At 72.8% G+C, this 20608-nt stretch carries 19 protein-coding genes; 7 read left to right on the top strand and 12 right to left on the bottom strand.

Annotated features, from left to right (window positions below):
- Positions 1 to 133: 133 nt before the first annotated feature.
- From AC07FJ_RS22700 to AC07FJ_RS22650, 11 genes are all read right to left on the bottom strand, one after another.
- On the bottom strand, positions 134 to 1468 hold the full coding sequence (locus tag AC07FJ_RS22700) for a sulfate adenylyltransferase subunit 1 (protein ID WP_479051152.1): 1335 nt from the start codon (positions 1466 to 1468) through the stop codon (positions 134 to 136).
- Between the two features lie 2 nt (positions 1469 to 1470).
- Positions 1471 to 2412, bottom strand: a complete 942-nt coding sequence (gene cysD, locus AC07FJ_RS22695) for a sulfate adenylyltransferase subunit CysD (protein ID WP_361424802.1) — start codon at positions 2410 to 2412, stop codon at positions 1471 to 1473.
- Positions 2409 to 2966 carry an adenylyl-sulfate kinase gene (cysC, locus tag AC07FJ_RS22690; RefSeq protein WP_479051151.1) on the bottom strand — a complete coding sequence of 186 codons (558 nt, stop codon included), beginning with the start codon at positions 2964 to 2966 and terminating at the stop codon, positions 2409 to 2411. Before cysC ends, cysD begins: the two co-directional genes overlap by 4 nt.
- Positions 2966 to 3667, bottom strand: coding sequence for a phosphoadenylyl-sulfate reductase (locus AC07FJ_RS22685; RefSeq protein WP_361424808.1), 702 nt, complete (start codon positions 3665 to 3667; stop codon positions 2966 to 2968). The genes cysC and AC07FJ_RS22685 overlap by 1 nt, the downstream gene beginning before the upstream one ends.
- Positions 3664 to 3843, bottom strand: coding sequence for a hypothetical protein (locus AC07FJ_RS22680; protein ID WP_355361148.1), 180 nt, complete (start codon positions 3841 to 3843; stop codon positions 3664 to 3666). Before AC07FJ_RS22680 ends, AC07FJ_RS22685 begins: the two co-directional genes overlap by 4 nt.
- A complete protein-coding gene (locus tag AC07FJ_RS22675) occupies positions 3840 to 5537 on the bottom strand; it encodes a nitrite/sulfite reductase (protein ID WP_468287932.1) in 1698 nt (565 codons plus the stop codon). Before AC07FJ_RS22675 ends, AC07FJ_RS22680 begins: the two co-directional genes overlap by 4 nt.
- Positions 5538 to 5662: 125 nt before the next feature.
- Positions 5663 to 5746, bottom strand: coding sequence for a putative leader peptide (locus AC07FJ_RS22670; protein ID WP_312846103.1), 84 nt, complete (start codon positions 5744 to 5746; stop codon positions 5663 to 5665).
- Positions 5747 to 5876: 130 nt separating this feature from the next.
- Positions 5877 to 6455, bottom strand: coding sequence for a GNAT family N-acetyltransferase (locus AC07FJ_RS22665; RefSeq protein ID WP_479051150.1), 579 nt, complete (start codon positions 6453 to 6455; stop codon positions 5877 to 5879).
- 43 nt (positions 6456 to 6498) lie between these two features.
- The gene (locus tag AC07FJ_RS22660; protein ID WP_479051149.1) at positions 6499 to 10230 is read right to left on the bottom strand and encodes an HD domain-containing protein; all 3732 of its coding nucleotides are present in this window, start codon (positions 10228 to 10230) and stop codon (positions 6499 to 6501) included.
- Between the two features lie 190 nt (positions 10231 to 10420).
- Positions 10421 to 11737, bottom strand: coding sequence for a helix-turn-helix domain-containing protein (locus tag AC07FJ_RS22655; RefSeq protein WP_479051148.1), 1317 nt, complete (start codon positions 11735 to 11737; stop codon positions 10421 to 10423).
- Between the two features lie 283 nt (positions 11738 to 12020).
- Positions 12021 to 13658, bottom strand: a complete 1638-nt coding sequence (locus AC07FJ_RS22650) for an acyl-CoA dehydrogenase family protein (RefSeq protein WP_479051147.1) — start codon at positions 13656 to 13658, stop codon at positions 12021 to 12023.
- Positions 13659 to 13675: 17 nt separating this feature from the next.
- Here AC07FJ_RS22650 and AC07FJ_RS22645 point away from each other — a divergent pair, with 17 nt between their 5' ends.
- Together AC07FJ_RS22645 and AC07FJ_RS22640 are read left to right on the top strand one after the other, a co-directional pair.
- Positions 13676 to 14875, top strand: a complete 1200-nt coding sequence (locus tag AC07FJ_RS22645) for a YihY/virulence factor BrkB family protein (RefSeq protein WP_479051146.1) — start codon at positions 13676 to 13678, stop codon at positions 14873 to 14875.
- 10 nt (positions 14876 to 14885) lie between these two features.
- Positions 14886 to 15620 (top strand): DUF6597 domain-containing transcriptional factor, encoded by a 735-nt coding sequence (locus tag AC07FJ_RS22640; protein ID WP_479051145.1) that lies wholly within the window; start codon positions 14886 to 14888, stop codon positions 15618 to 15620.
- Here the strand turns inward: AC07FJ_RS22640 and AC07FJ_RS22635 are convergent.
- Positions 15554 to 15979, bottom strand: coding sequence for a VOC family protein (locus AC07FJ_RS22635; RefSeq protein ID WP_479051144.1), 426 nt, complete (start codon positions 15977 to 15979; stop codon positions 15554 to 15556). The two genes, AC07FJ_RS22640 and AC07FJ_RS22635, sit on opposite strands and share 67 nt — an antisense overlap.
- Before the next feature lie 111 nt (positions 15980 to 16090).
- Between AC07FJ_RS22635 and AC07FJ_RS22630 the strand changes: the two genes are divergently transcribed.
- The 5 genes from AC07FJ_RS22630 (at position 16091) to AC07FJ_RS22610 (ending at position 20418) form a co-directional block, all read left to right on the top strand.
- Positions 16091 to 16783 carry a response regulator transcription factor gene (locus tag AC07FJ_RS22630; RefSeq protein ID WP_361428939.1) on the top strand — a complete coding sequence of 231 codons (693 nt, stop codon included), beginning with the start codon at positions 16091 to 16093 and terminating at the stop codon, positions 16781 to 16783.
- Entirely contained in the window at positions 16776 to 17891 is a 1116-nt protein-coding gene (locus AC07FJ_RS22625) for a sensor histidine kinase (RefSeq protein ID WP_479051143.1), read from the top strand. Before AC07FJ_RS22630 ends, AC07FJ_RS22625 begins: the two co-directional genes overlap by 8 nt.
- Before the next feature lie 134 nt (positions 17892 to 18025).
- On the top strand, positions 18026 to 18598 hold the full coding sequence (locus AC07FJ_RS22620) for a DM13 domain-containing protein (protein ID WP_479051142.1): 573 nt from the start codon (positions 18026 to 18028) through the stop codon (positions 18596 to 18598).
- A gap of 70 nt (positions 18599 to 18668) precedes the next feature.
- Positions 18669 to 19139 (top strand): cation:proton antiporter regulatory subunit, encoded by a 471-nt coding sequence (locus AC07FJ_RS22615; RefSeq protein WP_479051141.1) that lies wholly within the window; start codon positions 18669 to 18671, stop codon positions 19137 to 19139.
- 1 nt (position 19140) lies between these two features.
- Positions 19141 to 20418: a cation:proton antiporter gene (locus tag AC07FJ_RS22610; RefSeq protein WP_479051140.1), complete on the top strand. Its 1278-nt coding sequence runs from the start codon at positions 19141 to 19143 to the stop codon at positions 20416 to 20418.
- The last annotated feature ends 190 nt before the right edge of the window (positions 20419 to 20608 follow it).

Below are 20608 nucleotides of genomic sequence, written 5' to 3'. Positions count from 1 at the left end.
ACGCGTGGTACGGGAGCGGGCGCGGCGTCATCGGGCACATCGCGCGACACCCCCGGTTCCCGCGCCGAGGGAGCCGCTGCCGACCCGGCCGCCCTCCTTGGCGAAGGTCGCGTAGACGTCGGTTGTGGTCACGTCAGAAGTCCCAGCCCTCGTCGTCGGTCTCGACGGCCGCGGCCGCCTTGGCCCCGGCGAAGGACTCGCCCGCCATGCCGGCCGCGAGCGTGGTGCCGTCGGCCGGGTCGATCAGCAGGAAGGAACCGGTACGGCGCGAGTCGGCGTACGCGTCGAGCGCGAGCGGCTCGGCCGTACGGACCCGGACGCGGCCGATGTCGTTGGCGACGAGCTGCCCCGGCGCCGGGTGCTGGGAGAGGTCGTCCAGCGTCAGCTTGGACGGGATGTCCTTGACGATGGCCTTGACCGTGCGGGTGGTGTGCTTGAGCAGCACCCGCTGCCCCACGGTGAGCGGCTGGTCGGCGACGTGGCACACGGTCGCCTCGACGTCCTGCGTGGTGGCGGGCGCGTCCGAGGCGGGCACGATCAGGTCACCGCGCGAGATGTCGATGTCGTCCGCGAGCAGCAGCGTCACCGACTGCGGGGTCCACGCCACGTCCACCGGCTCGCCCAGCAGGTCGATCCCGGTGATCGTCGAGGTCCGCCCGGAGGGCAGCACCTTCACCTGCTCGCCGACCCGGAAGGTACCGGCCGCGATCTGGCCGGCGTACCCGCGGTAGTCGGGGTGCTCGGCGGTCTGCGGGCGGATCACGTACTGCACCGGGAAGCGCGCGTGGCAGCCCGTCAGGTCGTGGCTGACCGGCACCGTCTCCAGGTGCTCCAGGACGGTCGGACCGCCGTACCAGTCCATGTGCGCCGACGGCTCCACGACGTTGTCCCCGGCGAGCGCCGAGATCGGGATCGCGGTGACCTCCGGGACGCCCAGCTCGGTCGCGTACGCCGTGAACTCCTCGGCGATCGCGGCGAAGACGGACTCCTCGTACCCGACCAGGTCCATCTTGTTGACGGCGAGGACGGCGTGCGGGACGCGCAGCAGCGCCGCGAGGGCCGCGTGGCGGCGGGTCTGCTCGACGACGCCGTTGCGGGCGTCGACCAGGATCACGGTCAGCTCGGCGGTGGAGGCGCCGGTGACCATGTTCCGGGTGTACTGCACGTGCCCCGGGGTGTCGGCCAGGATGAACCGGCGCCGCGCCGTGGCGAAGTAGCGGTACGCGACGTCGATGGTGATGCCCTGCTCGCGCTCGGCGCGCAGGCCGTCGGTGAGCAGCGCCAGGTCCGGGGCCTCCTGGCCGCGCTTGATGGACGCGGCCTCGACGGCCTCCAGCTGGTCGGCGAGGACCGACTTGGAGTCGTGCAGGAGCCGGCCGACGAGGGTGGACTTGCCGTCGTCGACGGAGCCCGCGGTCGCGAAGCGCAGCAGCGTGGTGGCGCTGAGCTGCTCGGTGGTGCTGGTCATGGTTAGAAGTACCCTTCGCGCTTGCGGTCTTCCATCGCGGCCTCGGACAGCTTGTCGTCGGCGCGGGTCGCGCCCCGCTCGGTGAGCCGGGAGGCGGCGATCTCGGCGATCACGGCGTCCAGCGTGGTGGCGTCGGAGTCCACCGCGCCGGTGCAGGACATGTCGCCGACGGTGCGGTAGCGGATGAGCCGCTTCTCGACCGTCTCGGTGTCCTTCGGGCCGCCCCACTCGCCGGCGGTCAGCCACATGCCGTTGCGCAGGAACACCTCGCGCTCGTGCGCGAAGTAGATCTCGGGCAGCTCGATGTTCTCGCGGGCGATGTACTGCCACACGTCCAGCTCGGTCCAGTTGGACAGCGGGAAGACGCGCACGTGCTCGCCGGGCGCGTGGCGGCCGTTGTAGAGCTGCCACAGCTCGGGGCGCTGACGGCGCGGGTCCCACTGCGAGAACTCGTCGCGCAGCGAGAACACCCGCTCCTTGGCGCGCGCCTTCTCCTCGTCGCGGCGCCCGCCGCCGAACACGGCGTCGAAGCGGTGCTGCTGGATCGCCTCGGTCAGCGGCACCGTCTGCAGCGGGTTGCGCGTCCCGTCGGGGCGCTCGCGCAGCTTGCCGGCGTCGATGTACTCCTGCACGGAGGCGACGTGCAGCCGCAGCCCGTGCTTCTCGACCGTGCGGTCGCGGTACTCGATGACCTCGGGGAAGTTGTGCCCGGTGTCCACGTGCAGCAGCGAGAAGGGGACCGCCGCGGGGGCGAACGCCTTCAGCGCCAGGTGCAGCATGACGATGGAGTCCTTGCCGCCGGAGAAGAGGATCACCGGCCGCTCGAACTCGCCCGCCACCTCGCGGAAGATGTGCACCGCCTCGGACTCCAGGGCGTCCAGGTGGCTCAGGGCGTACGGGGTGTCGGTCGCCTCGTCGAGGGCGTTGGCAGCGGTGGTGGTCACGCGAGACCCCTTTCGGTGAGCAGCGCATGGACCGCTGCCGCGGACTCCTGCACGGTCTGGTTCTGGGACTCGATACGCAGATCCGGGGACTCCGGCTCCTCGTACGGGTCGTCGACGCCGGTCAGGCCGCTGATCTCGCCCGCCGCCTGCTTGGCGTACAGGCCCTTCACATCGCGCTCCGAGCACACCTCGACGGGCGTGGCCACGTGCACCTCGACGTACCCGGTGCCCTCCCGCTGGTGGCGCTTGCGCACCGCCTCACGGCTGTCCGCGTACGGGGCGATCACCGGCACCAGGACCTTCACGCCGTTCGACGCGAGCAGCTCGGCGACGAAGCCGATCCGCTGCACGTTGGTGTGCCGGTCCTCACGGCTGAAGCCGAGGCCCGCCGAGAGGAACTCGCGGATCTCGTCCCCGTCCAGCACCTCGACGCGGTGGCCCTCGCCGCGCAGCCGGTCCGCCAGCGCGTACGCGATGGTGGTCTTGCCGGCGCTCGGCAGCCCGGTGAGCCAGATGGTGGCCCCAGTCACGTTCTCTTCTCCCACAGTCGTCATCAGCCGTGCAGCCCGCACTCGGTCTTGGCGCGCCCCGCCCAGCGGCCGGCGCGCGCGTCCTCGCCCTCCAGCACCCGGCGCGTGCAGGGCGCGCAGCCGACGGAGGCGTACCCGTCCATCAGCAGCGGGTTCGTCAGGACGCCGTGCTCGGCGACGTACGCGTCCACGTCGTCCTGCGTCCAGCGGGCGATCGGCGACACCTTGACCTTCCGGCGCTTCTCGTCCCAGCCGACGACCGGGGTGTTCGCCCGGGTCGGGGACTCGTCGCGGCGCAGCCCGGTCGCCCAGGCGTCGTACGCGGTCAGGCCCTCTTCGAGCGGCTTGACCTTGCGCAGCGCGCAGCACAGGTCCGGGTCGCGGTCGTGCAGCTTCGGGCCGTACTCGGCGTCCTGCTCGGCCACCGTCTGGCGCGGGGTCAGCGTGATGACGTTGACGTCCATCACGGCGTCCACGGCGTCACGGGTGCCGATGGTCTCCGGGAAGTGGTAGCCGGTGTCGAGGAAGACGACGTCGACGCCCGGGAAGGCGCGGGAGGCGAGGTGGGCGACGACCGCGTCCTCCATGGAGGAGGTGACGCAGAAGCGCTTGCCGAACGTCTCGGCCGCCCACGTCAGGATCTCCAGGGGCGTGGCCTCTTCGAGGTCCCGGCCCGCCTGCTCGGCGAGCGCCTTCAGCTCTTCCTTGCTCTGAACCGCCGTCATGACGTTTCCCCTCCGCCGTCGTTGCGCTGAACTCCCCGGGCCAGCAGCCCGAGGAACTTCAGCTGGAAGGCTCGATTGCACGCCGCGCATTCCCAGGCGCCGTGCCCGGTCTCGCTGGGCCGCAGGTCCTCGTCGCCGCAGTACGGGCAGTAGAACGGCGCCGCGCGCTCGCTCATGAGAGGGCCTCCTCCGACGCGCGCGCCGCCCAGGTGGCGAAGCGCTCGCCGTCCTCGCGCTCCGCCTGGAAGCGCTTGAGGACCCGCTCGACGTAGTCGGGCAGCTCGTCCGAGGTGACCTTCAGACCGCGCACCTTGCGGCCGAAGCCGGGCTCGAGGCCCAGCGCGCCGCCGAGGTGGACCTGGTAGCCCTCGACCTGGTTGCCGTCGTCGTCCAGGACCAGCTGGCCCTTGAGACCGATGTCCGCCACCTGGATACGGGCGCAGGCGTTGGGGCAGCCGTTGATGTTGATGGTGATCGGCTCGTCGAAGTCCGGGATGCGGCGCTCCAGCTCGTCGATGAGCGAGGCGCCGCGCGCCTTGGTCTCGACGATGGCCAGCTTGCAGAACTCGATGCCGGTGCAGGCCATCGTGCCGCGCCGGAACGGCGACGGCGTGACGGTGAGGTCCAGCGCCTCCAGGGCGGAGACCAGCGGCTCGACCTGCGCCTCCTCGACGTCGAGGACGATCATCTTCTGCTCGACGGTGGTGCGCAGCCGGCCGGAGCCGTGCGCCTCCGCGACCTCGGCGATCTTGGTGAGCGTGGCGCCGTCGACACGGCCGACGCGCGGCGCGAAGCCGACGTAGAAGCGGCCGTCCTTCTGCCGGTGCACACCGACGTGGTCGCGCCACTGCTGTACGGGCTGCGCGGGCGCGGGGCCGTCGGACAGCTTGCGCTTCAGGTACTCGTCCTCCAGGACCTGGCGGAACTTCTCCGCACCCCAGTCGGCGACGAGGAACTTCAGGCGGGCGCGGTTGCGCAGCCGGCGGTAGCCGTAGTCGCGGAAGATCGAGATGACGCCCTCGTACACGTCCGGGACCTCGTCGAGCGAGACCCAGGTGCCGAGCCGCACACCGATCTTGGGGTTGGTGGAGAGGCCGCCGCCGACCCAGACGTCGAAGCCCGGGCCGTGCTCGGGATGCTCGACGCCGACGAAGGCGATGTCGTTGATCTCGTGCGCCACGTCGAGCAGCGGGGAGCCGGAGACCGCCGACTTGAACTTGCGGGGCAGGTTGGAGAAGTCCTTGTTGCCCACGATGCGGCGGTGGATCTCGTCGATGGCGGGGGTGCCGTCGATGATCTCGTCCTCGGCGATGCCGGCGACGGGGGAGCCGAGGATGACACGCGGGGTGTCACCGCACGCCTCGGTCGTGGACAGGCCGACCTCTTCGAGGCGGCGCCAGATCTCGGGCACGTCCTCGATGCGGATCCAGTGGTACTGGATGTTCTGCCGGTCGGTGATGTCGGCGGTGCCGCGCGCGAACTCCTGCGAGATCTCGCCGATGACCCGCAGCTGCTGCGTCGTCAGCCGGCCGCCGTCGACGCGGACGCGCAGCATGAAGTACTCGTCGTCCAGCTCCTCCGGCTCCAGGATCGCGGTCTTGCCGCCGTCGATCCCGGGCTTGCGCTGGGTGTACAGGCCCCACCAGCGCATGCGGCCGCGCAGGTCGTTGGGGTCGATCGAGTCGAAGCCGGCCTTGGAGTAGATCGTCTCAATGCGTGTCCGCACGTTGAGACCGTCGTCGTCCTTCTTGAACTGCTCGTTGCCGTTGAGGGGCGTGAAGTGGCCCCTGGCCCACTGACCCTCACCACGGTGCCGCCCGGGCTTGCGGCGGGGCGTGGCGGAGGCGGGCGTTTCCGGGGTGGAGGCCATGACGATACGTCCTTCGGGACTGCAGGAGGGCGGCTCTGACCTGCACACTCGCGCGCGGCACAAGGCGCGGCGCGGCGGTGCGCAGTGGATTGCGGGGTTCGGGGATCGCGGTGGTGCTGCTGGGCTCAGCTCACCGGACAGATGGCGCTGGACATGCGGCCGAGGTCGACGTGCCGCCGACTCACCAAGGCAATTCCAGCTCGAGACATGACGGAAGCGTGGCATGGGACTTTGGACCCAGTCCACCTTTGTCCACGATGCGGACATGGATGTCTCGGAGTGTGGACCAATGTGTCATGCGTCACTCATATCGGACGCTTGCGGGGCTGCCTGCCCGGCTCAGGCGGGGTGGGCGCCAGGCCAGGGTCCCGGAACCGGAGTATCCGGCTCCTCCGTGACCTTGGTGTCGAAGAGGCGGAAGCCCCGCCGCAGATAGTTGTCCATCGCGTGCTCCCCGTCCAGGGAGCACGTGTGCAGCCACACCCGCTTCGTCGGCACCCGCTCCGGCCACCGCTCCGCCAGGTCCCAGGCGCGGGCCGTGCCGTACGACAGCAGATGCCCGCCGATCCGCCGGCCCCGGAACGCCGGGATGAGCCCGAAGTAGACGATCTCCACGACCCCGTCGTCCTGCGGGTCCAGCTCCACGTACCCGGCGGGCGTCCCCTTCTCGTACGCCACCCAGATCTCGGCCCCGGGCCGCTCCACGATCTCCCGCCACTGGTCGTAGGTCAGCCCGAGCCGGTCCACCCAGCGGATGTCGCCGCCCACCGCCGTATAGAGGAACCGGCTGAACTCCGGCGACGGCACCTCGGCCCGCCGGATCTCGACATCGCCGGGCGGCACGGCCGCGGGGCGCAGGTCGGCGGGCGAGGTCTGCTCGAGGGACCAGGTGGTGACGGTGAGGCTGCTGCTGCTCATGGGGGCCAGGGAAACACGGGGTGCGGTGCCGTGGCCAGCGGCGTCAGTCGGCGGGGGCGCGCGAGATGAGGGGGATGCGGGGGAGCGCGGCGCGGATGGCCTCGGCGGGGTCGGTGACGGGGATGCCGAGCTGGGTGAGCCAGTGGTGGACGCGGGCGATGGGCTCGTGGACCTGCCTGGCCTTCTCCATGAGGAGCTGCAGCGTGCCGTCCTTGCGGCTGGTCGTGTCCCCGAAGTCGTCGATCAAGAGGAGGGCCATGTCGTACGAGAGCCCTTCGGGCAGGTCCGGGCGCGAGGGCGTGAACCCGTACTCGGTCAGCCGCCCGGCGATCTCCCGGGGGCGGACGCCCAGCGTTTCCGAGGCGAGCAGGATGCGGGCGAAGGGTACGGGCTGGTCGGCGCGCAGGTCATCCCACAGAAGAGGGCCGTCGTCCGCGAACAGCCGGTCGTCCATGTCCGACGGGGCGACGGAGCGCAGCTGGGGAACCGCGAGTCCGAACGCGCGCAGACGGGCCGCCGCCCCGGCCAGGGAGACACCGCACCGGCGTGCGGCCGCCAGCACGTGGCTGAACTCGACGGGTCTGCCCGGTCGCAGGGGTTCCTCGGTAAGACCATGGCCCTGCGGCGGGGTCAGCAGGGCGAGGTCATGGGGCTCCACCTCCGCGGGGAACCCCTCCGGCGCTGCGAAACCCAGGCCCTCGTACCAGGTGAGAGCCTCCGCCGGAGTCATCCCCCCTGCCTGCGCCGCCTCGAGCACATGCGCCGGGGACACGGGATCACCGGCCGCCAGCCACGGGGAGGTCCCCGTCAGACAGGCGCTGAGGACCGGAGCCAGCTCAGGTGCGGGCCGGGCGGGCAGGCCGGTTCCGTCCGCGCGCAGTCCGCACGCGCGCAGCCGGGCGCAGAGCTCCGGGACGGTGACGGCCAGGGCATTCGCCAGCATCACCAGCCGGCCGGGCTCGACGTCGACGCCGGGCGCGAACCACTGGTTGCCCTCGCGCTCCCGCAGGAAGGGGCCGAGCAGATCGTCCGCGGCGGCTGCCTCGGCGGTTCGGACCATGGCGTCCGGGACGTCGACGCCCGCGTTCCTCCACCGGTCCACGATGGAGCCGAGCGACGCTCGTTCCTGTCGGGCGGTCCGGAGGAGCAGACTCACGCCGGGTTGTGGGCGGGTGCGCCGCCCGGCCGCCCTTCTCGCGCCCGTACCCGCCGGTGGCAGCTCGGAGGGGAACGCCTCGCAGGAACCGTCGAACAACCCCAGCTGGGCGGCGCGCAAGGCGACGGCCCGGGAGGACCGGCCGAGGACATGGGCGAGCTGCCGGACCCCATCGCCCCGCATCCCGCGTGAGAGGCGACGCCGCTGCCGCAGCAGGCGAACGTCGGAAGGCAGGGCGGGTGCCACGGGGCCGACGGCGTCCAGTTCGGGGCAGAGCCCGATCAGCTCACTCAGCACCGGGTGCGGGCGATGCGCCAGCAGCCGCCACAACAGAATGTGGTCGGGCACGGAGAGCCTGGTCGCCGTGCGCCACCTCCGTGCGTCGTACACCCCCTTCAGCTGCGGGAAAAGGAGCGGGAGGTCCTCGATGAGGTAGCCGGTCCGGGCATCGCAGAAGGTCATCCCCGGCACGGCGATCACGCGGTTCTCGGCGATGCAGCGCTCCACCACCAGGTCGGCCAGCACCTCGTTGTCCTCGGCGAGCCGGGTCAGCCACTGGTGGTCGGGCAACGGACTGTCCAGGAGGTGGCCCACGGCGTCGGTCAGCAGCCGCCGCAGCGGCTCACGCAGGTCGTCCAGGATCTGGGACCGGTCCGCCGTGAGGCGTTCGGGTGCGAATGGCCCCGAGAGGTTCACCACGGCGCCCGGCAGGTCGGCGCCTCGGGTCGACACCAGGCCAACGCGTTCCGCAGGGTTGACCACCAGGCCGTCCACCAGCAGTCCTCCGCCTCTCGCGCACCAGAAGACCTGGACCCCGGCCGGGGCGTCCGGCCAGGCGTCGATGGCTCCCGAGACATGCAGACCGAGCTCTTCGTTCTTGGGCGTCTTGCTCTCGTGCAGCCGCCCCGGCTCCCACCTGAGGACATCGACGCCGTGCCGTGCCACCGTCGGGAACTCCGCGACGCCCAGCAGCCGGTCCAGCACGCCGGGGCAGGACCAGTCACTGTCGCCCGCCTCCCGCAGATACAGCCGGACGGTCGTCCCCGGCTCCCCGCCGCGCTCCGCCCGTCTCACGATGCGGAACAGGTGCCCGGGCCCGAAGATCGACGCCTCCAGCACCGGCCCCGGGCGGCCGTCGCGGCCGAGGCGGCAGGTGGTCACGCGGAGCTCGTCGGCCAGCATGAAGTAGCTGAGCACACCGATCCCGAACCGGCTGTTCGGATAGAGCTCGACGGGCGGGTCCAGCCGTGCCCACTCCGCGCGCTCCTCGCCGAACTCCGGCTGCTCGGCGAAGCGGGCGCCCGCCCGCGAGAACACGCCCCGCAGCTCCGCCTCGCCCATGCCGATGCCGTTGTCGCGGCACTCCACGTACGCGCGGCCCTCGTCGTCGACGCTCTGCTCGAAGACGATGGAGCCCTCGTACGCGTACGTCGCCCCCGCGTGCGTCCGGTCCAGGTACTCCGTCCTGGCCCGCCGGTAGCGGCAGGCGTCCAGGGCGTTCTGGTACAGCTCCCGGACCGCCAGGTCCGGGTCCTTGTAGAGCTGGACGCCCATCAGCAGCTCCCGCACCCGCCGCTCGTCGAGGCGGAAGCTCGCCCAGCCGGTGAAGGTGCCGTCGGCCGGGACCACTCCGTCGGCCGAGAGCCGCACCGGCAGGCGCGGCATCGGGTGCGTGATCCGCTCCCGTACCGTACGGGTCACCGCGTGCAGGGTCTCGTCCACGCGGGCGACGGCCGTGCGCAACCCCTCCACGACCGCCTCGTGCGCGCACTCGGCGCGCAGCACCGGCAGGTCCGCCGGGCCGCCCCAGGACGACTCCTCCAGCGTCGTGCGCAGCGCGGCCATGCCGACCGGGTGCGGGATGCCCAGGTGCTCGGCCACGATGTCCGGCAGCGTCGTCACCTCGGCCGTCAGCGCGTACGCCAGCGAGCACAGCAGGGCCAGCCGCTGGTCCCGCACCCGCTGGACGCCCAGCGTCTCCTCCGAGGGGAGGGCGTCCAGGAACTCCGGGTTGCACACGTCGGGGCCGCGCCGCAGCGCGTGCAGCAGCCGGCTCACCCGGCGCGGGGTCACCACCCGGTGCAAGGGGGCTTCCGGTGTGCCGAGCGCGTCCAGCAGCTCCCGCACCGTCTCCTCGTGCGCATGGCTCTCGTGCCGCACCAGCCACCGGTGGTACAGCCACCAGCCGATCGGAGCCTCGGCCTCCGGGCGCAGCAGCGCCCGCTGCACCAGCAGCCGGTGACCGTCGGCGTACGCCTCGAACGACGCCCGCTCCGGCGCCTGCACCGGTACGCCCAGGAGCCACGGCGCGACGTCCAGCCGGGCCGCCGCCATCCGCAGGTCGTGCACCCGCGACAGGAGGGGGACCAGCGCGAACAGCGCCGCCTCCGCCGGATGCAGATCGAGCCCCGGCTCCTCGCCCAGCAGCCACTCCACCCGCTCGGCGAAACGCAGGGCGCCGTGCGGGTCCTGCCACGGATCGTCGGCCAGGCGCGCCTCGGCCGCGTCGCGCAGCCGGGCCAGCGCACCGGCCATCGCCGCGGCCGCCTCGCGGTGCGGCCCGGCGTCCCGGCTGTCCGGCACGTGCTTCCAGACGGCGGAGCCGCGGACCGCCGACACCCACGGATCCTCGGCACCCGACGGAACCAGAGGCACAGGCGCCTGATGGATCGTCAGCTGCCCGATGTTCCGGGCCTGTACGACGGAACCCACCACCGTGCTGTCGCCCACCACGTTCCGGCTGTTCCCGCCGCCCGCGTCCCGCATCCGCCGCGCCTCCCCGCCCCGCCCCACCCCGCCCTTGTGCGGCTCACAGCTTAGAAGCCGCACCACCCCGCGCCGCCACCACAGCCGGGGCCGTCGAATGCGGCAGCAGCTCGGACAGATCGTCCGGATGACGGAGGACCACCTCCACCTCCTCACGGAACCGGTACGGCCGGTGCGCCAACACCCCGCCGAGCGTGCGGCGGACGCGTGACATCTCCGCGCGGACCGTCACCGTGCGCGTACGGTCGCCGAACACGTCCTCCGCCAGCTGCGCCGCGCTGCGCCCCTCCGGATGCCGGGCCAGGACGTACAGCAGCTCTGCGTGGCGCGGACTGAGCTCCTGCGTCCAGCCGCCCGCCCCGCCCGACACCTCCAGGGACCAGCGGCGCGGCCGGCTCACGTCCAGGACCACCCGCCCCGGGCCCCCGGCCACCGCCGCGCCGTCCTCGTCGTCCTCCACCCGCAGCAGCCAGCCGCCCGGCAGCGGCTCCACCGCGCACCGCCCCAGCGACGGCACCAGCACCCGGCCCGCCCCGAAGCCGCGGGGCAGCGTCAGCCGGCCCACCGGCGGCATGCCCGTCACCGCGGCCATCCACCCATGGGCGTCCACCGCCACCGCCCGGCCCCCCACCCGGCACAGCACCGGCGCCGCCACCGAACGCAGCCGCTCCAGCGCCGTGAAGTGCCGGTTGCGCAGCTCCGCCTCGGCGAGTTTCGCCACCGAGCTCACCAGCAGCAGCGTCGCGGGGTGCATCGTCGCCAGCGGCCCGCTCACATCCACCGCGCCGAGCAGCCGCCCGTCCCGCGGATCCGTGATCGGCGCGCCCGCACACGTCCAGGAGTGGTGCGTCGACACGAAGTGCTCCGCCGAGTGCACCTGCACCGGGCGGCGCGTCACCAGCGGCGTACCCAGGCCGTTCGTACCGACGGTCGCCTCCGTCCAGTCCGCGCCCGGCTCGAACCCGTGCCCGTCCGCCTTCCGCAGGACCGCCGGACTGCCCTCCCGCCACAGCACCCGGCCGTCCGCGTCCGCCACGACCATGATGTGCGGCGCCGACCCGGAGGCCGATCCCGGCGCCGCCATCAGCCCCTCCCGCAGCAGCGGCAGCAGCTCCGCCAGCGGCGAGGCGCTGCGGCGGCGCTCCAACTCGACCGACGACAGCAGCCGCGAGCGGTGGTCCCTGTCCGGATCCACGCCCTTGCGCAGCATCCGCTGCCAGGACTCGCGGATGTCGGCGCGCGGCGCCAGCGGCGAGGGGCCGCCTCTCAGCGTGGCGTCCCGCACGCCTTTGAGCAGCAGCGCCGCCTCCCGCGCGTCCATGGCGGCGAGTCGCGCCATGTCGACAGTCGCCCTGCGCACCTGTCCCTCCCCGCTGCCCCGCACACGGTGGCCGGTATACGTCACCCCATCCTCCCCTGACCGCCACGGGCGTGCACCGGCTTTGCCCATGACGCTGCAACCCCCTGCAACTCTCGCGCAGGGGCGTGCGCCCGTACGAAAGTGGCGTCGTACCGGTCGTCCGGCGACGGTCTCCGGTACGAGCACTGGGTTGGTGCCGTGTCGGCGCAGCACCACCCCACTCTCCCTGGGCGCGGGCCGTACGGACACAGCGGCCCGCGCCCGCTTGCCTCTCGGGCCCGTGTCAGACGACCGCCCGCGCCCGCTCCACCACCGCCCCCAGGTCCAGCGTGTGCGGCAGCGTCCCGAACGCCGCGCCCCAGTCGCCGCCCAGGCGCGACGCGCAGAACGCGTCCGCCACCGGCGCCGGGGCCCACCGCACCAGCAGCGAGCCCTGGAGGACCAGCGCCATCCGCTCGACCAGCCGGCGGGCCCGCGCCTCGACGCCCTCCAGGTCGGCGAGTTCGGTCAGCAGGTCCTTGATCGCCGCGTCCAGCCGGTGGTCGGCGCCCCGCGCCTTGCCGACCTCCTCCAGCAGCGCGTTGAGCGCCAGGGGCTCTCTCTGCAGCGCCCGCAGCACGTCCAGCGCCTGGACGTTGCCCGAGCCCTCCCAGATCGAGTTCAGCGGCGACTCGCGCAACAGCCGCGGCATCCCCGACTCCTCGACGTAGCCGTTACCGCCCAGGCACTCCAGCGCCTCCGCCGTCACCGGCGTACACCGCTTGGTCACCCAGTACTTGGCCGCGGGCACCGCGAGGCGCAGGAAGGCCTTCTCCTGCTCGCTGTCGGAGTCGTACGCGGCCGCCAGGCGCATCGCCAGCGCGGTCGCCGCCTCCGACTCGAGCGCCAGATCGGCCAGGACGTTGCGCATGAGCGGCTTGTCGATCAGTACGCCGCCGAACGCGCCGCGGTACGCGGCGTGGTGCACGGCCTGCGCCACCGCCTGCCGCATCAGCGCCGCCGAACCGACCACGCAGTCCAGCCGGGTCGCCGCCACCATCTCGATGATGGTGCGCACCCCGCGGCCCTCCTCGCCGACCCGGCGCGCCCAGGTGCCGTCGAACTCCACCTCGCTCGACGCGTTCGACCGGTTGCCCAGTTTGTCCTTGAGCCGCTGGATCATGAACACGTTGCGGCCGCCGTCGTCGAGGACGCGCGGCACCAGGAAGCAGGTCAGCCCCCCGGGCGCCTGCGCCAGCACCAGGAAGGCGTCCGACATGGGCGCGGAGCAGAACCACTTGTGGCCCGTCAGGACGTACTCGCCCGCCGCGGCCAGCGGCGTGGCCGTCGTCGTGTTGGCCCGTACGTCACTGCCGCCCTGCTTCTCGGTCATGCCCATCCCGAAGAGCACGCCGTTCTTCTCGGCGGGGGACCGCAGCTCCTCGCCCTCGTACACCTGCGAGGTCAGCTTCGGCTCCCACACGGCGGCGAGCTCGGGGTCCGTGCGGAGCGCCGGGACGGCGGCGTGCGTCATCGACAACGGACAGCCGTGCCCCGCCTCGGTTTGCGTCCACACCAGGAACCCGGCGGCGCGGCGGACGTGGCCGCCGGGCCGGCCCCAGGCGTTGGTGAGGCCGTTGGTCACGGCGTGGCCCAGCAGCCGGTGCCAGGCCGGGTGGAAGTCGACGTGGTCGATCCGGTGGCCGTACCGGTCGTGGGTGCGCAGCTTCGGGGGGTTCTCGTTGGCGAGGAACCCCCACTCCTGCGCCTGGACGGACCCGGCCGTGGTGCCGAGCTTCGACAGCTCGCTGCGGGCCTCGTCGAGGAGTTCGAGCGGAAGGTGGCGTTCCACGGCCTCGGTCAGTGCATGATCGGCGGCGAAGACGTCGTACCCGACCAGGGGCGGAGGCTGGTTGGTCACTGTGTGGGTGGTGGCTGCCATGCGGATACGGTAAGGAGGTGCAGGCAGCAAAAGAAACACCCCAGTGGCACCCCAGGTCACCGGGCCGACTCCACCGGGCGCGGGCCCTCTACCGCAACGTCTCCAAGCGGAAAATGGCGTGGCTCCTCCTGAAGGACACCGTCAATTCGTGCATCGAGTACCGGATCCTCGGTCTCGCCGCCGAAGCGGCGTTCTTCACGCTCCTGTCGCTGCCGCCCCTCATGCTGGGCCTGCTCGGGCTGCTCGGCTACATCGACGAGTGGACCGACACCACCACGGTCGCCTCCATCGAGAAGAACATCCTCGCGGCCGTGGGCACGGTCCTGTCCGAGCGGGGCGTCAACGACATCGCCAAACCCCTCCTGGAGGACGTCACCCAGGGCGGCCGCCCCGACGTCATCTCGATCGGTTTCGCCATCGCCCTGTGGTCGGGCTCGCGCGCCGTGAACGTCTTCATCGACACGATCACCGTGATGTACGGCCTCGACGGCCACCGCGGCATCGTGGCGACCCGGCTGCTCGCCTTCCTCCTCTACATCGTGGCCCTGCTGATCGGCGCGGTCGTCCTGCCGCTGGCCGTCGTGGGCCCCGACCGGGTGGTGGAGCTGATCCCCTGGGGCACGGAAGTCGTCTCGGTCCTGTACTGGCCCGTCGTCATCCTCCTGTCGATCGCCTTCCTCACCACGCTGTACCACGTGTCCGTCCCCGTCCGCTCGCCCTGGATCGAGGACGTGCCGGGCGCCCTGGTGGCCCTCGGGATGTGGGTGCTCGGCAGCTTCCTGCTGCGCATCTACCTGACCAGTACGGTCGAGGGGCCGACGATCTACGGCTCGCTCTCCGCGCCCATCGCGGTCCTGCTGTGGATCGGCATCTCCGCCTTCGCGGTCCTGGTCGGCGCCGCGGTGAACGCCGCGATCGACCGGGTCTGGCCGTCCGTCGCCACCGCCGCCGCCCGCGCCGAGAACGAGCGCGCCCGCGCGGCCGAGGCCGCCGCCCTGGTGGCCCGGGCGAAGGCGGCGGTGGAGGACCTGGACGACGAGGACCCGGACATGCCCTCGGAGTTCCCCGAGCGCTGGTCGCGGTTCCTGCCGCCGGACGACGTGGTGGCGCGGCTGCACTCGCCGAAGGAGAAGGACAAGGAAAAGGAGAGGGACAGGGAGCGGGAGCGGGACCGCGACAAGGACCGACGCCGTGACGACACGGATCGGTCGGCCTAGCCTGGCACGCGTGTACGAGGAGCGAACCGCACGCCTCGAGGGCGCTGTCGTCTGGACCCACGGCGGGTCGCCCACGGGGACGGGACGGGTCCTGCCCGACGGGTGCATGGATCTGCTGTGGACCGACGGGCGCCTGCTCGTCGCCGGACCCGACACCCGGGCGTACGTCCCCGAGAACCCCGGCGACGCCTACGCCGGGGTCCGGTTCGCGCCCGGGCACGCGCCGCTGATCCTGGGCGTGCCCGCCCACGAGCTGCGCGACCGGCGCGTGGAGCTGGACGCGCTGTGGCCCGGCCCCCGCGTGCGGCGGCTCGCGGAGCGCGTCTCGGCCGCCCGCGACCGGGCCGCCGCGCTGGAGGAGTTGGCGCTGCGCCTCGCCGCCGACGCGCCGCGCCCCGACCCGCTGGTGCGGGCCGTGGTCGCGGGCTTGGAGGCCGGCCGCCCGGTCGCCGCCACCGCCGCCGCCGTGGGCCTGGGCGCCCGCCAACTGCACCGCCGCTCGCTGGACGCCTTCGGCTACGGCCCCAAGACGCTCGCGCGCGTGCTGCGGCTCCAACGCGCGCTCGCGCGCGTACGGGCGGGCGTGCCGTACGCGCGGGCGGCGGTCGAGGCGGGCTGCGCCGACCAGGCGCACCTGGCGCGGGAGGTGCGGGCCCTGGCCGGTACCACGCTGAGCGCTTACGTCGCGTCGGTGTCGGCGAAGAGGGACACCGCGCAGCCGTCGGGGTCCAGCACCACGGCGTAGCGCTGGCCCCACTCCGCGTCCCAGGGCTTCAGGTGCCCGCGGTGACCGGCGGCCACCAGCGACTCGTACACCGCGTCGACGCCGGCCGGGTCCGCGCAGCGGAACGCCAGGCCGACGCGGTCGCCGCCGCGCGGGCGCGTCCAGTCGGGGTCGAACGAGCGGATGACGTCCTCGGTGTCCCACAGCACCCGCAGCCCGCCGGGCAGCGTGACCTCGACGTGCGGGGCGGCGTCGGCGCCGGCGGGGATGTCCAGGCCGAGGCGGCGGTAGAAGGCGAGGGAGGCGGCCATGTCGGAGACGACGAGGCCGATGGCGTCCAGGTGTGGCGTCGGGGTGGTCGTGGGCTTCGTAGTGGTCATGACCGCACGCTAGGCAGCCTCCGCGGGGCCGGTCTTGTACGAATCGGACGTCACCGAACGGTCGTCACCCGCGCCGCGGGCGTTGTCAGTGCCGTCCGCCAGACTGGCGGCATGCGCAACATCCTCGTCGTGGACGACGACCCCACCGTTTCGGAGGTCGTCACCGGCTACCTCGAACGGGCCGGTTTCTCCGTCGCGCGCGCGGCCGACGGGGCCGAGGCGCTGCGGCTGGCCGCCGTGCGGTGGCCCGAGCTGGTGGTGCTGGACCTGATGCTGCCCGGCATGGACGGCCTGGAGGTGTGCCGCGCGCTGCGCGAGCGCGGGCCGGTGCCGGTCATCATGCTCACGGCGCGCGGTGACGAGGAGGACCGCGTCCTCGGCCTGGAGATAGGCGCCGACGACTACGTGACCAAGCCGTTCAGCCCGCGCGAACTGGTGCTGCGCGTCGAGTCCGTGCTGCGGCGGGGTGCCGCGCCCCCGCCCCCCGCGCCGGCGAGGAGCGCCGGCATCGTGCTCGACCCGGCCGCCCGGCGGGCCACCAAGGACGGCCGCGAGCTGGCGTTGACGCTGCGCGAGTTCGACCTGCTCGGGCACCTCATGCGGCACCCGGGGCAGGCCCACAGCCGGGAGGCGCTGATGCGCGAGGTGTGGGGCTGGGAGTTCGGCGACCTGTCGACCGTCACCGTCCACGTGCGGCGGCTGCGCGGCAAGATCGAGGACGATCCGGCGAGCCCCCGGCTGATCCGGACGGTGTGGGGGGTCGGCTACCGCTTCGACCCCGGGCCGGGAGGCGCCGATGAATGACCTGTTGCTCATCGCGGCCTACGCCTTCGCCGGGGCGGCCGCCGCCGGGATCGTCGGCGCCCTGGTGCTGCGCGCCCTGCGCCACCGCTCGCTCGTCGTCTCGCTGACGGTCGTCGCCGCCGTCACCGTGGCCGCGATGCTGGCGGGCACCCTCACCGTCTGCAAGGCGATGTTCCTGGAGCCGCACGACTTCTCCGTCATGACCACCGTCGTGGCGATGGCCGGGGTCGTCGCCCTCGCCACGGCCCTGCTGCTGGGCCGCTGGGTCGTCGCCCGCAGCCGCGAACTGACCCGGGCGGCCCGCTCCTTCGGCGACGGCGGCAGCTTCGCCGCACCCGGCGGCGCCGCCACCGCCGAGCTGGCCGAGCTCAGCCGCGAACTGGCCGCCACCAGCGCCAAGCTGTCCGCCTCCCGGGCGCGGGAGCACGCCCTGGAGAAGTCCCGGCGCGAGCTCGTCGCCTGGATATCGCACGACCTGCGCACGCCGCTCGCCGGGCTGCGCGCCATGTCCGAGGCGCTCGAGGACGGCGTCGCGCCCGACCCGCAGCGCTACTTCCGGCAGATGCGCACCGAGGTCGACCGGCTCAACGCCATGGTCGGCGACCTCTTCGACCTCTCCCGCATCCACGCGGGCGCGCTCTCCCTGACCCCGGCCCGCGTATCCGTGGACGACCTGGTGGAGGAGGCCCTCGCCGGCGCCGATCCGCTCGCCCGCGAGCTCGGCGTACGGCTCGTCGGCGACCGCGTCGACACGGTGCCGGTCGAGGTGGACAGCCGCGAGATGACCCGGGTGCTGGCCAACCTGCTGGTCAACGCCATCCGCCGCACCCCCGCCGACGGCACCGTCGCGGTCGCCGCCGAGCGCCGCGCCGACCAGGTGGTGCTCTCCGTGACCGACGGCTGCGGCGGCATACCGGAAACCGACCTTCCCCGGGTGTTCGACACCGGCTGGCGGGGCACCGCGGCCCGGACGCCGCCCGCGGGAGCGGGCCTGGGCCTGGCCATCGTGCGCGGCATCGTCGAGGCGCACGCCGGCCGCGCCGACGTGCGCAACGTCCACGGCGGCTGCCGCTTCGAGGTCGTCCTCCCGGCCGCTCCGGGGGCGTAGGCCCGGGGATCGTACGGGTCTTACGTCCCGGTGACGTAAGACTTTCGTCATGGCGTGAGCCGCCTCCGACACCGGTACTCCGCGTTGAATGGGCCGTACATGCGAGCGGACCCCGTGGATACCTGGAGGCAGTGATGAGTCGCGTACGACGTCGGATGACCGGCCCGGTGGTGACGGGCGCCGTGGCGCTCGTGCTGGCGGCGGTCGGCTTCGGGCTGTACTGGTTCCAGCCCTGGAAGCTGTGGGCCGATGCGACGGTCGACGAGTCGGCCCCGTCGGCCGTGGCGCCGCCGCCCACCGCGCAGCCCACGGTGGACCCTTCGGCCGCGGCCACCCCGGCCACCCCGGCCGCGCCCCGCACGGTCGCCACCGGCAGCCTCGTCAGCCACGAGCACCGCACCACGGGCAGCGTCCGGGTGCTGAAGCTCGCCGACGGCTCCCACGTCCTGCGGCTGGAGGGCCTCGACACCAGCAACGGCCCCGACCTGAAGGTCTGGCTCACCGACGCCCCCGTCCGCGAGGGCAAGGCCGGCTGGCACGTCTTCGACGACGGCGCGTACGTCAGTCTCGGCGACCTCAAGGGCAACAAGGGCGACCAGAACTACCCGCTGCCCGCCGGCATCGACCCGGCCGAGTACGCCAGCGTCAGCATCTGGTGCGACCGCTTCGACGTCTCGTTCGGCGCCGCGCCACTGCAGAAAGTGTAATGATAAGGTAAAGAAGATCCTTTTCTCGCCGCCATCGACCGCGCCCACGCGCCACCCCGGGAGGGCGATCATGGGAACCCGTCGGACCCCGCTGCCGGGCGTCGGCACGCAGTACGACGTCACCACCGAAGCGGGCCAGCACATCTCCGTCGTCGTCCACAACGACGGCCGCCGCTTCCTGGGCTTCTACCGCGCCGACGACCCCGACACCTGCGAGGCGTCGGTGCCGCTGACCCCCGACGAGGCCACCGCCCTGGCCCACTTGATCGATCCAGCGCCGCTGGAGGCCATCCGTACCGACGGCCTCGACCTCGTCACCGAACACATCCCCGTCAGCAGCCGCTCCCCCTACGCGGGGCGGCTGCTCGGCGACACCCAGGCCCGTACGCGCACCGGCGCCTCCATCGTCGCCGTCCTGCGCCGCACCAGTGTCCACCCCTCGCCCGGCCCCGACTTCCGGATGGCCGTGGGGGACACCCTCGTCGCCGTGGGCACCCGCGAGGGCGTGGACGCCCTCTCCGTGATCATCGCCGGAGGATGACATGCACGACACCACCGCGCTCCTCATAGAACTGGGAGCGGTCATCCTCGGCCTCGGACTCGTCGGACGGTTCGCCGGGCGCATCGGCCTCTCCCCGATACCCCTCTACCTCCTCGCCGGACTCGCCTTCGGGCACGGCGGGCTCCTCCCGCTCAAGGCCAGCGAGGACTTCGTCGCCGTCGGCGCCGAGATCGGCGTCATCCTCCTCCTGCTCCTCCTCGGCCTGGAGTACAGCGCCACCGAGCTCGTCACCAGCCTCAAGACGCAATCCCGGTCCGGTGCCGTCGACTTCCTCCTCAACGCCACCCCCGGCGCCGTCGCCGCCCTCCTCCTGGGCTGGGGACCCGTCGCCGCCGTCGCCCTCGCCGGCGTCACCTGGATCTCCTCCTCCGGCGTCATCGCCAAGGTCCTCACCGACCTCGGCCGCCTCGGCAACCGCGAAACCCCCGTCGTCCTGGGCGTCCTCGTCATCGAGGACCTGTCGATGGCCGTCTACCTCCCGCTCCTGACCGCCCTGCTCGCGGGAGTCGGCCTCGCCGGCGGCAGCATCACCGTCCTCATCGCCCTCGGCACGGTCGGCCTCGTCCTGTACGTCGCCCTCCGCCACGGCCGCCTCATCAGCCGCGCCGTCTCCTCCGACAACCCGGAGATGCTGCTCCTGGTCGTCCTCGGCCTCACCGTGCTCGTCGCCGGCGTCGCCCAGGAACTCCAGGTCTCCGCGGCGGTCGGCGCGTTCCTCGTCGGCATCGCGCTCTCCGGCGAGGTCGCCGAGGGCGCCCGCAAGCTCCTCACCCCGCTGCGCGACCTGTTCGCCGCCGTCTTCTTCGTCTTCTTCGGTCTTTCTACCGATCCGGCCGCCATCCCACCGGTGCTGGTGCCGGCGCTGCTGCTCGCCCTCGTCACCGCCCTCACCAAGATCGCCACCGGGTGGTACGCGGCCCGCCGCGCCGGCATCGGCAGCCGCGGCCGCCTCCGCGCGGGCGGCGCGCTGGTCGCCCGCGGCGAGTTCTCCATCGTCATCGCGGGCCTCGCGGTCGCCACGGAACCGCGCGTCGGCCCCCTCGCCACGGCGTACGTCCTCATCCTGGTGATCCTCGGCCCCCTCGCCGCCCGCTGGACGGAACCAGCCCTGCGGCGCGTACGCCTGCCCCGCCGCCCCGGGCCCCGCGCGGATCCGCCGCCGTCCGGCCACGAGCGGATGGCGGACGGCGCGAGGGACGGAGCGAGGGACGAAGCAAAGGACGGCGTGACCGTCAGCGGGCCTGCCGAAGGCCGGTGAACCGGGCCGACTGCCGCACGCCGGAAAAAACATTGGCGCGGGTGTGCGGAAGTGGCCTACGGTAAAGCCGTTCGCACGACCACGACGAGAACGTCAGAACTATGGGCGGGAGGTGTTGACCGATGACTGTCATTGCGCTGGGCGCTGCCCGCATCCAGTCCTATGTCACCGCCATTCCCGTGGCCTCCGG

Source organism: Streptomyces sp. NPDC045998, from assembly GCF_056430285.1.
This window is presented reverse-complemented; position numbering and strand designations above follow the sequence as displayed.

Coding starts and splice junctions, on each gene's coding strand:
- AC07FJ_RS22700 (WP_479051152.1), bottom strand. CDS start 1,468: ATGACCAGCACCACCGAGCAGCTCAGCGCCACCACGCTGCTGCGCTTC.
- cysC (WP_479051151.1), bottom strand. CDS start 2,966: ATGACGACTGTGGGAGAAGAGAACGTGACTGGGGCCACCATCTGGCTC.
- AC07FJ_RS22685 (WP_361424808.1), bottom strand. CDS start 3,667: ATGACGGCGGTTCAGAGCAAGGAAGAGCTGAAGGCGCTCGCCGAGCAG.
- AC07FJ_RS22680 (WP_355361148.1), bottom strand. CDS start 3,843: ATGAGCGAGCGCGCGGCGCCGTTCTACTGCCCGTACTGCGGCGACGAG.
- AC07FJ_RS22675 (WP_468287932.1), bottom strand. CDS start 5,537: ATGGCCTCCACCCCGGAAACGCCCGCCTCCGCCACGCCCCGCCGCAAG.
- AC07FJ_RS22670 (WP_312846103.1), bottom strand. CDS start 5,746: ATGTCTCGAGCTGGAATTGCCTTGGTGAGTCGGCGGCACGTCGACCTC.
- AC07FJ_RS22665 (WP_479051150.1), bottom strand. CDS start 6,455: ATGAGCAGCAGCAGCCTCACCGTCACCACCTGGTCCCTCGAGCAGACC.
- AC07FJ_RS22650 (WP_479051147.1), bottom strand. CDS start 13,658: ATGGCAGCCACCACCCACACAGTGACCAACCAGCCTCCGCCCCTGGTC.
- AC07FJ_RS22635 (WP_479051144.1), bottom strand. CDS start 15,979: ATGACCACTACGAAGCCCACGACCACCCCGACGCCACACCTGGACGCC.
- AC07FJ_RS22630 (WP_361428939.1), top strand. CDS start 16,091: ATGCGCAACATCCTCGTCGTGGACGACGACCCCACCGTTTCGGAGGTC.
- AC07FJ_RS22625 (WP_479051143.1), top strand. CDS start 16,776: ATGAATGACCTGTTGCTCATCGCGGCCTACGCCTTCGCCGGGGCGGCC.
- AC07FJ_RS22620 (WP_479051142.1), top strand. CDS start 18,026: ATGAGTCGCGTACGACGTCGGATGACCGGCCCGGTGGTGACGGGCGCC.
- AC07FJ_RS22615 (WP_479051141.1), top strand. CDS start 18,669: ATGGGAACCCGTCGGACCCCGCTGCCGGGCGTCGGCACGCAGTACGAC.
- AC07FJ_RS22610 (WP_479051140.1), top strand. CDS start 19,141: ATGCACGACACCACCGCGCTCCTCATAGAACTGGGAGCGGTCATCCTC.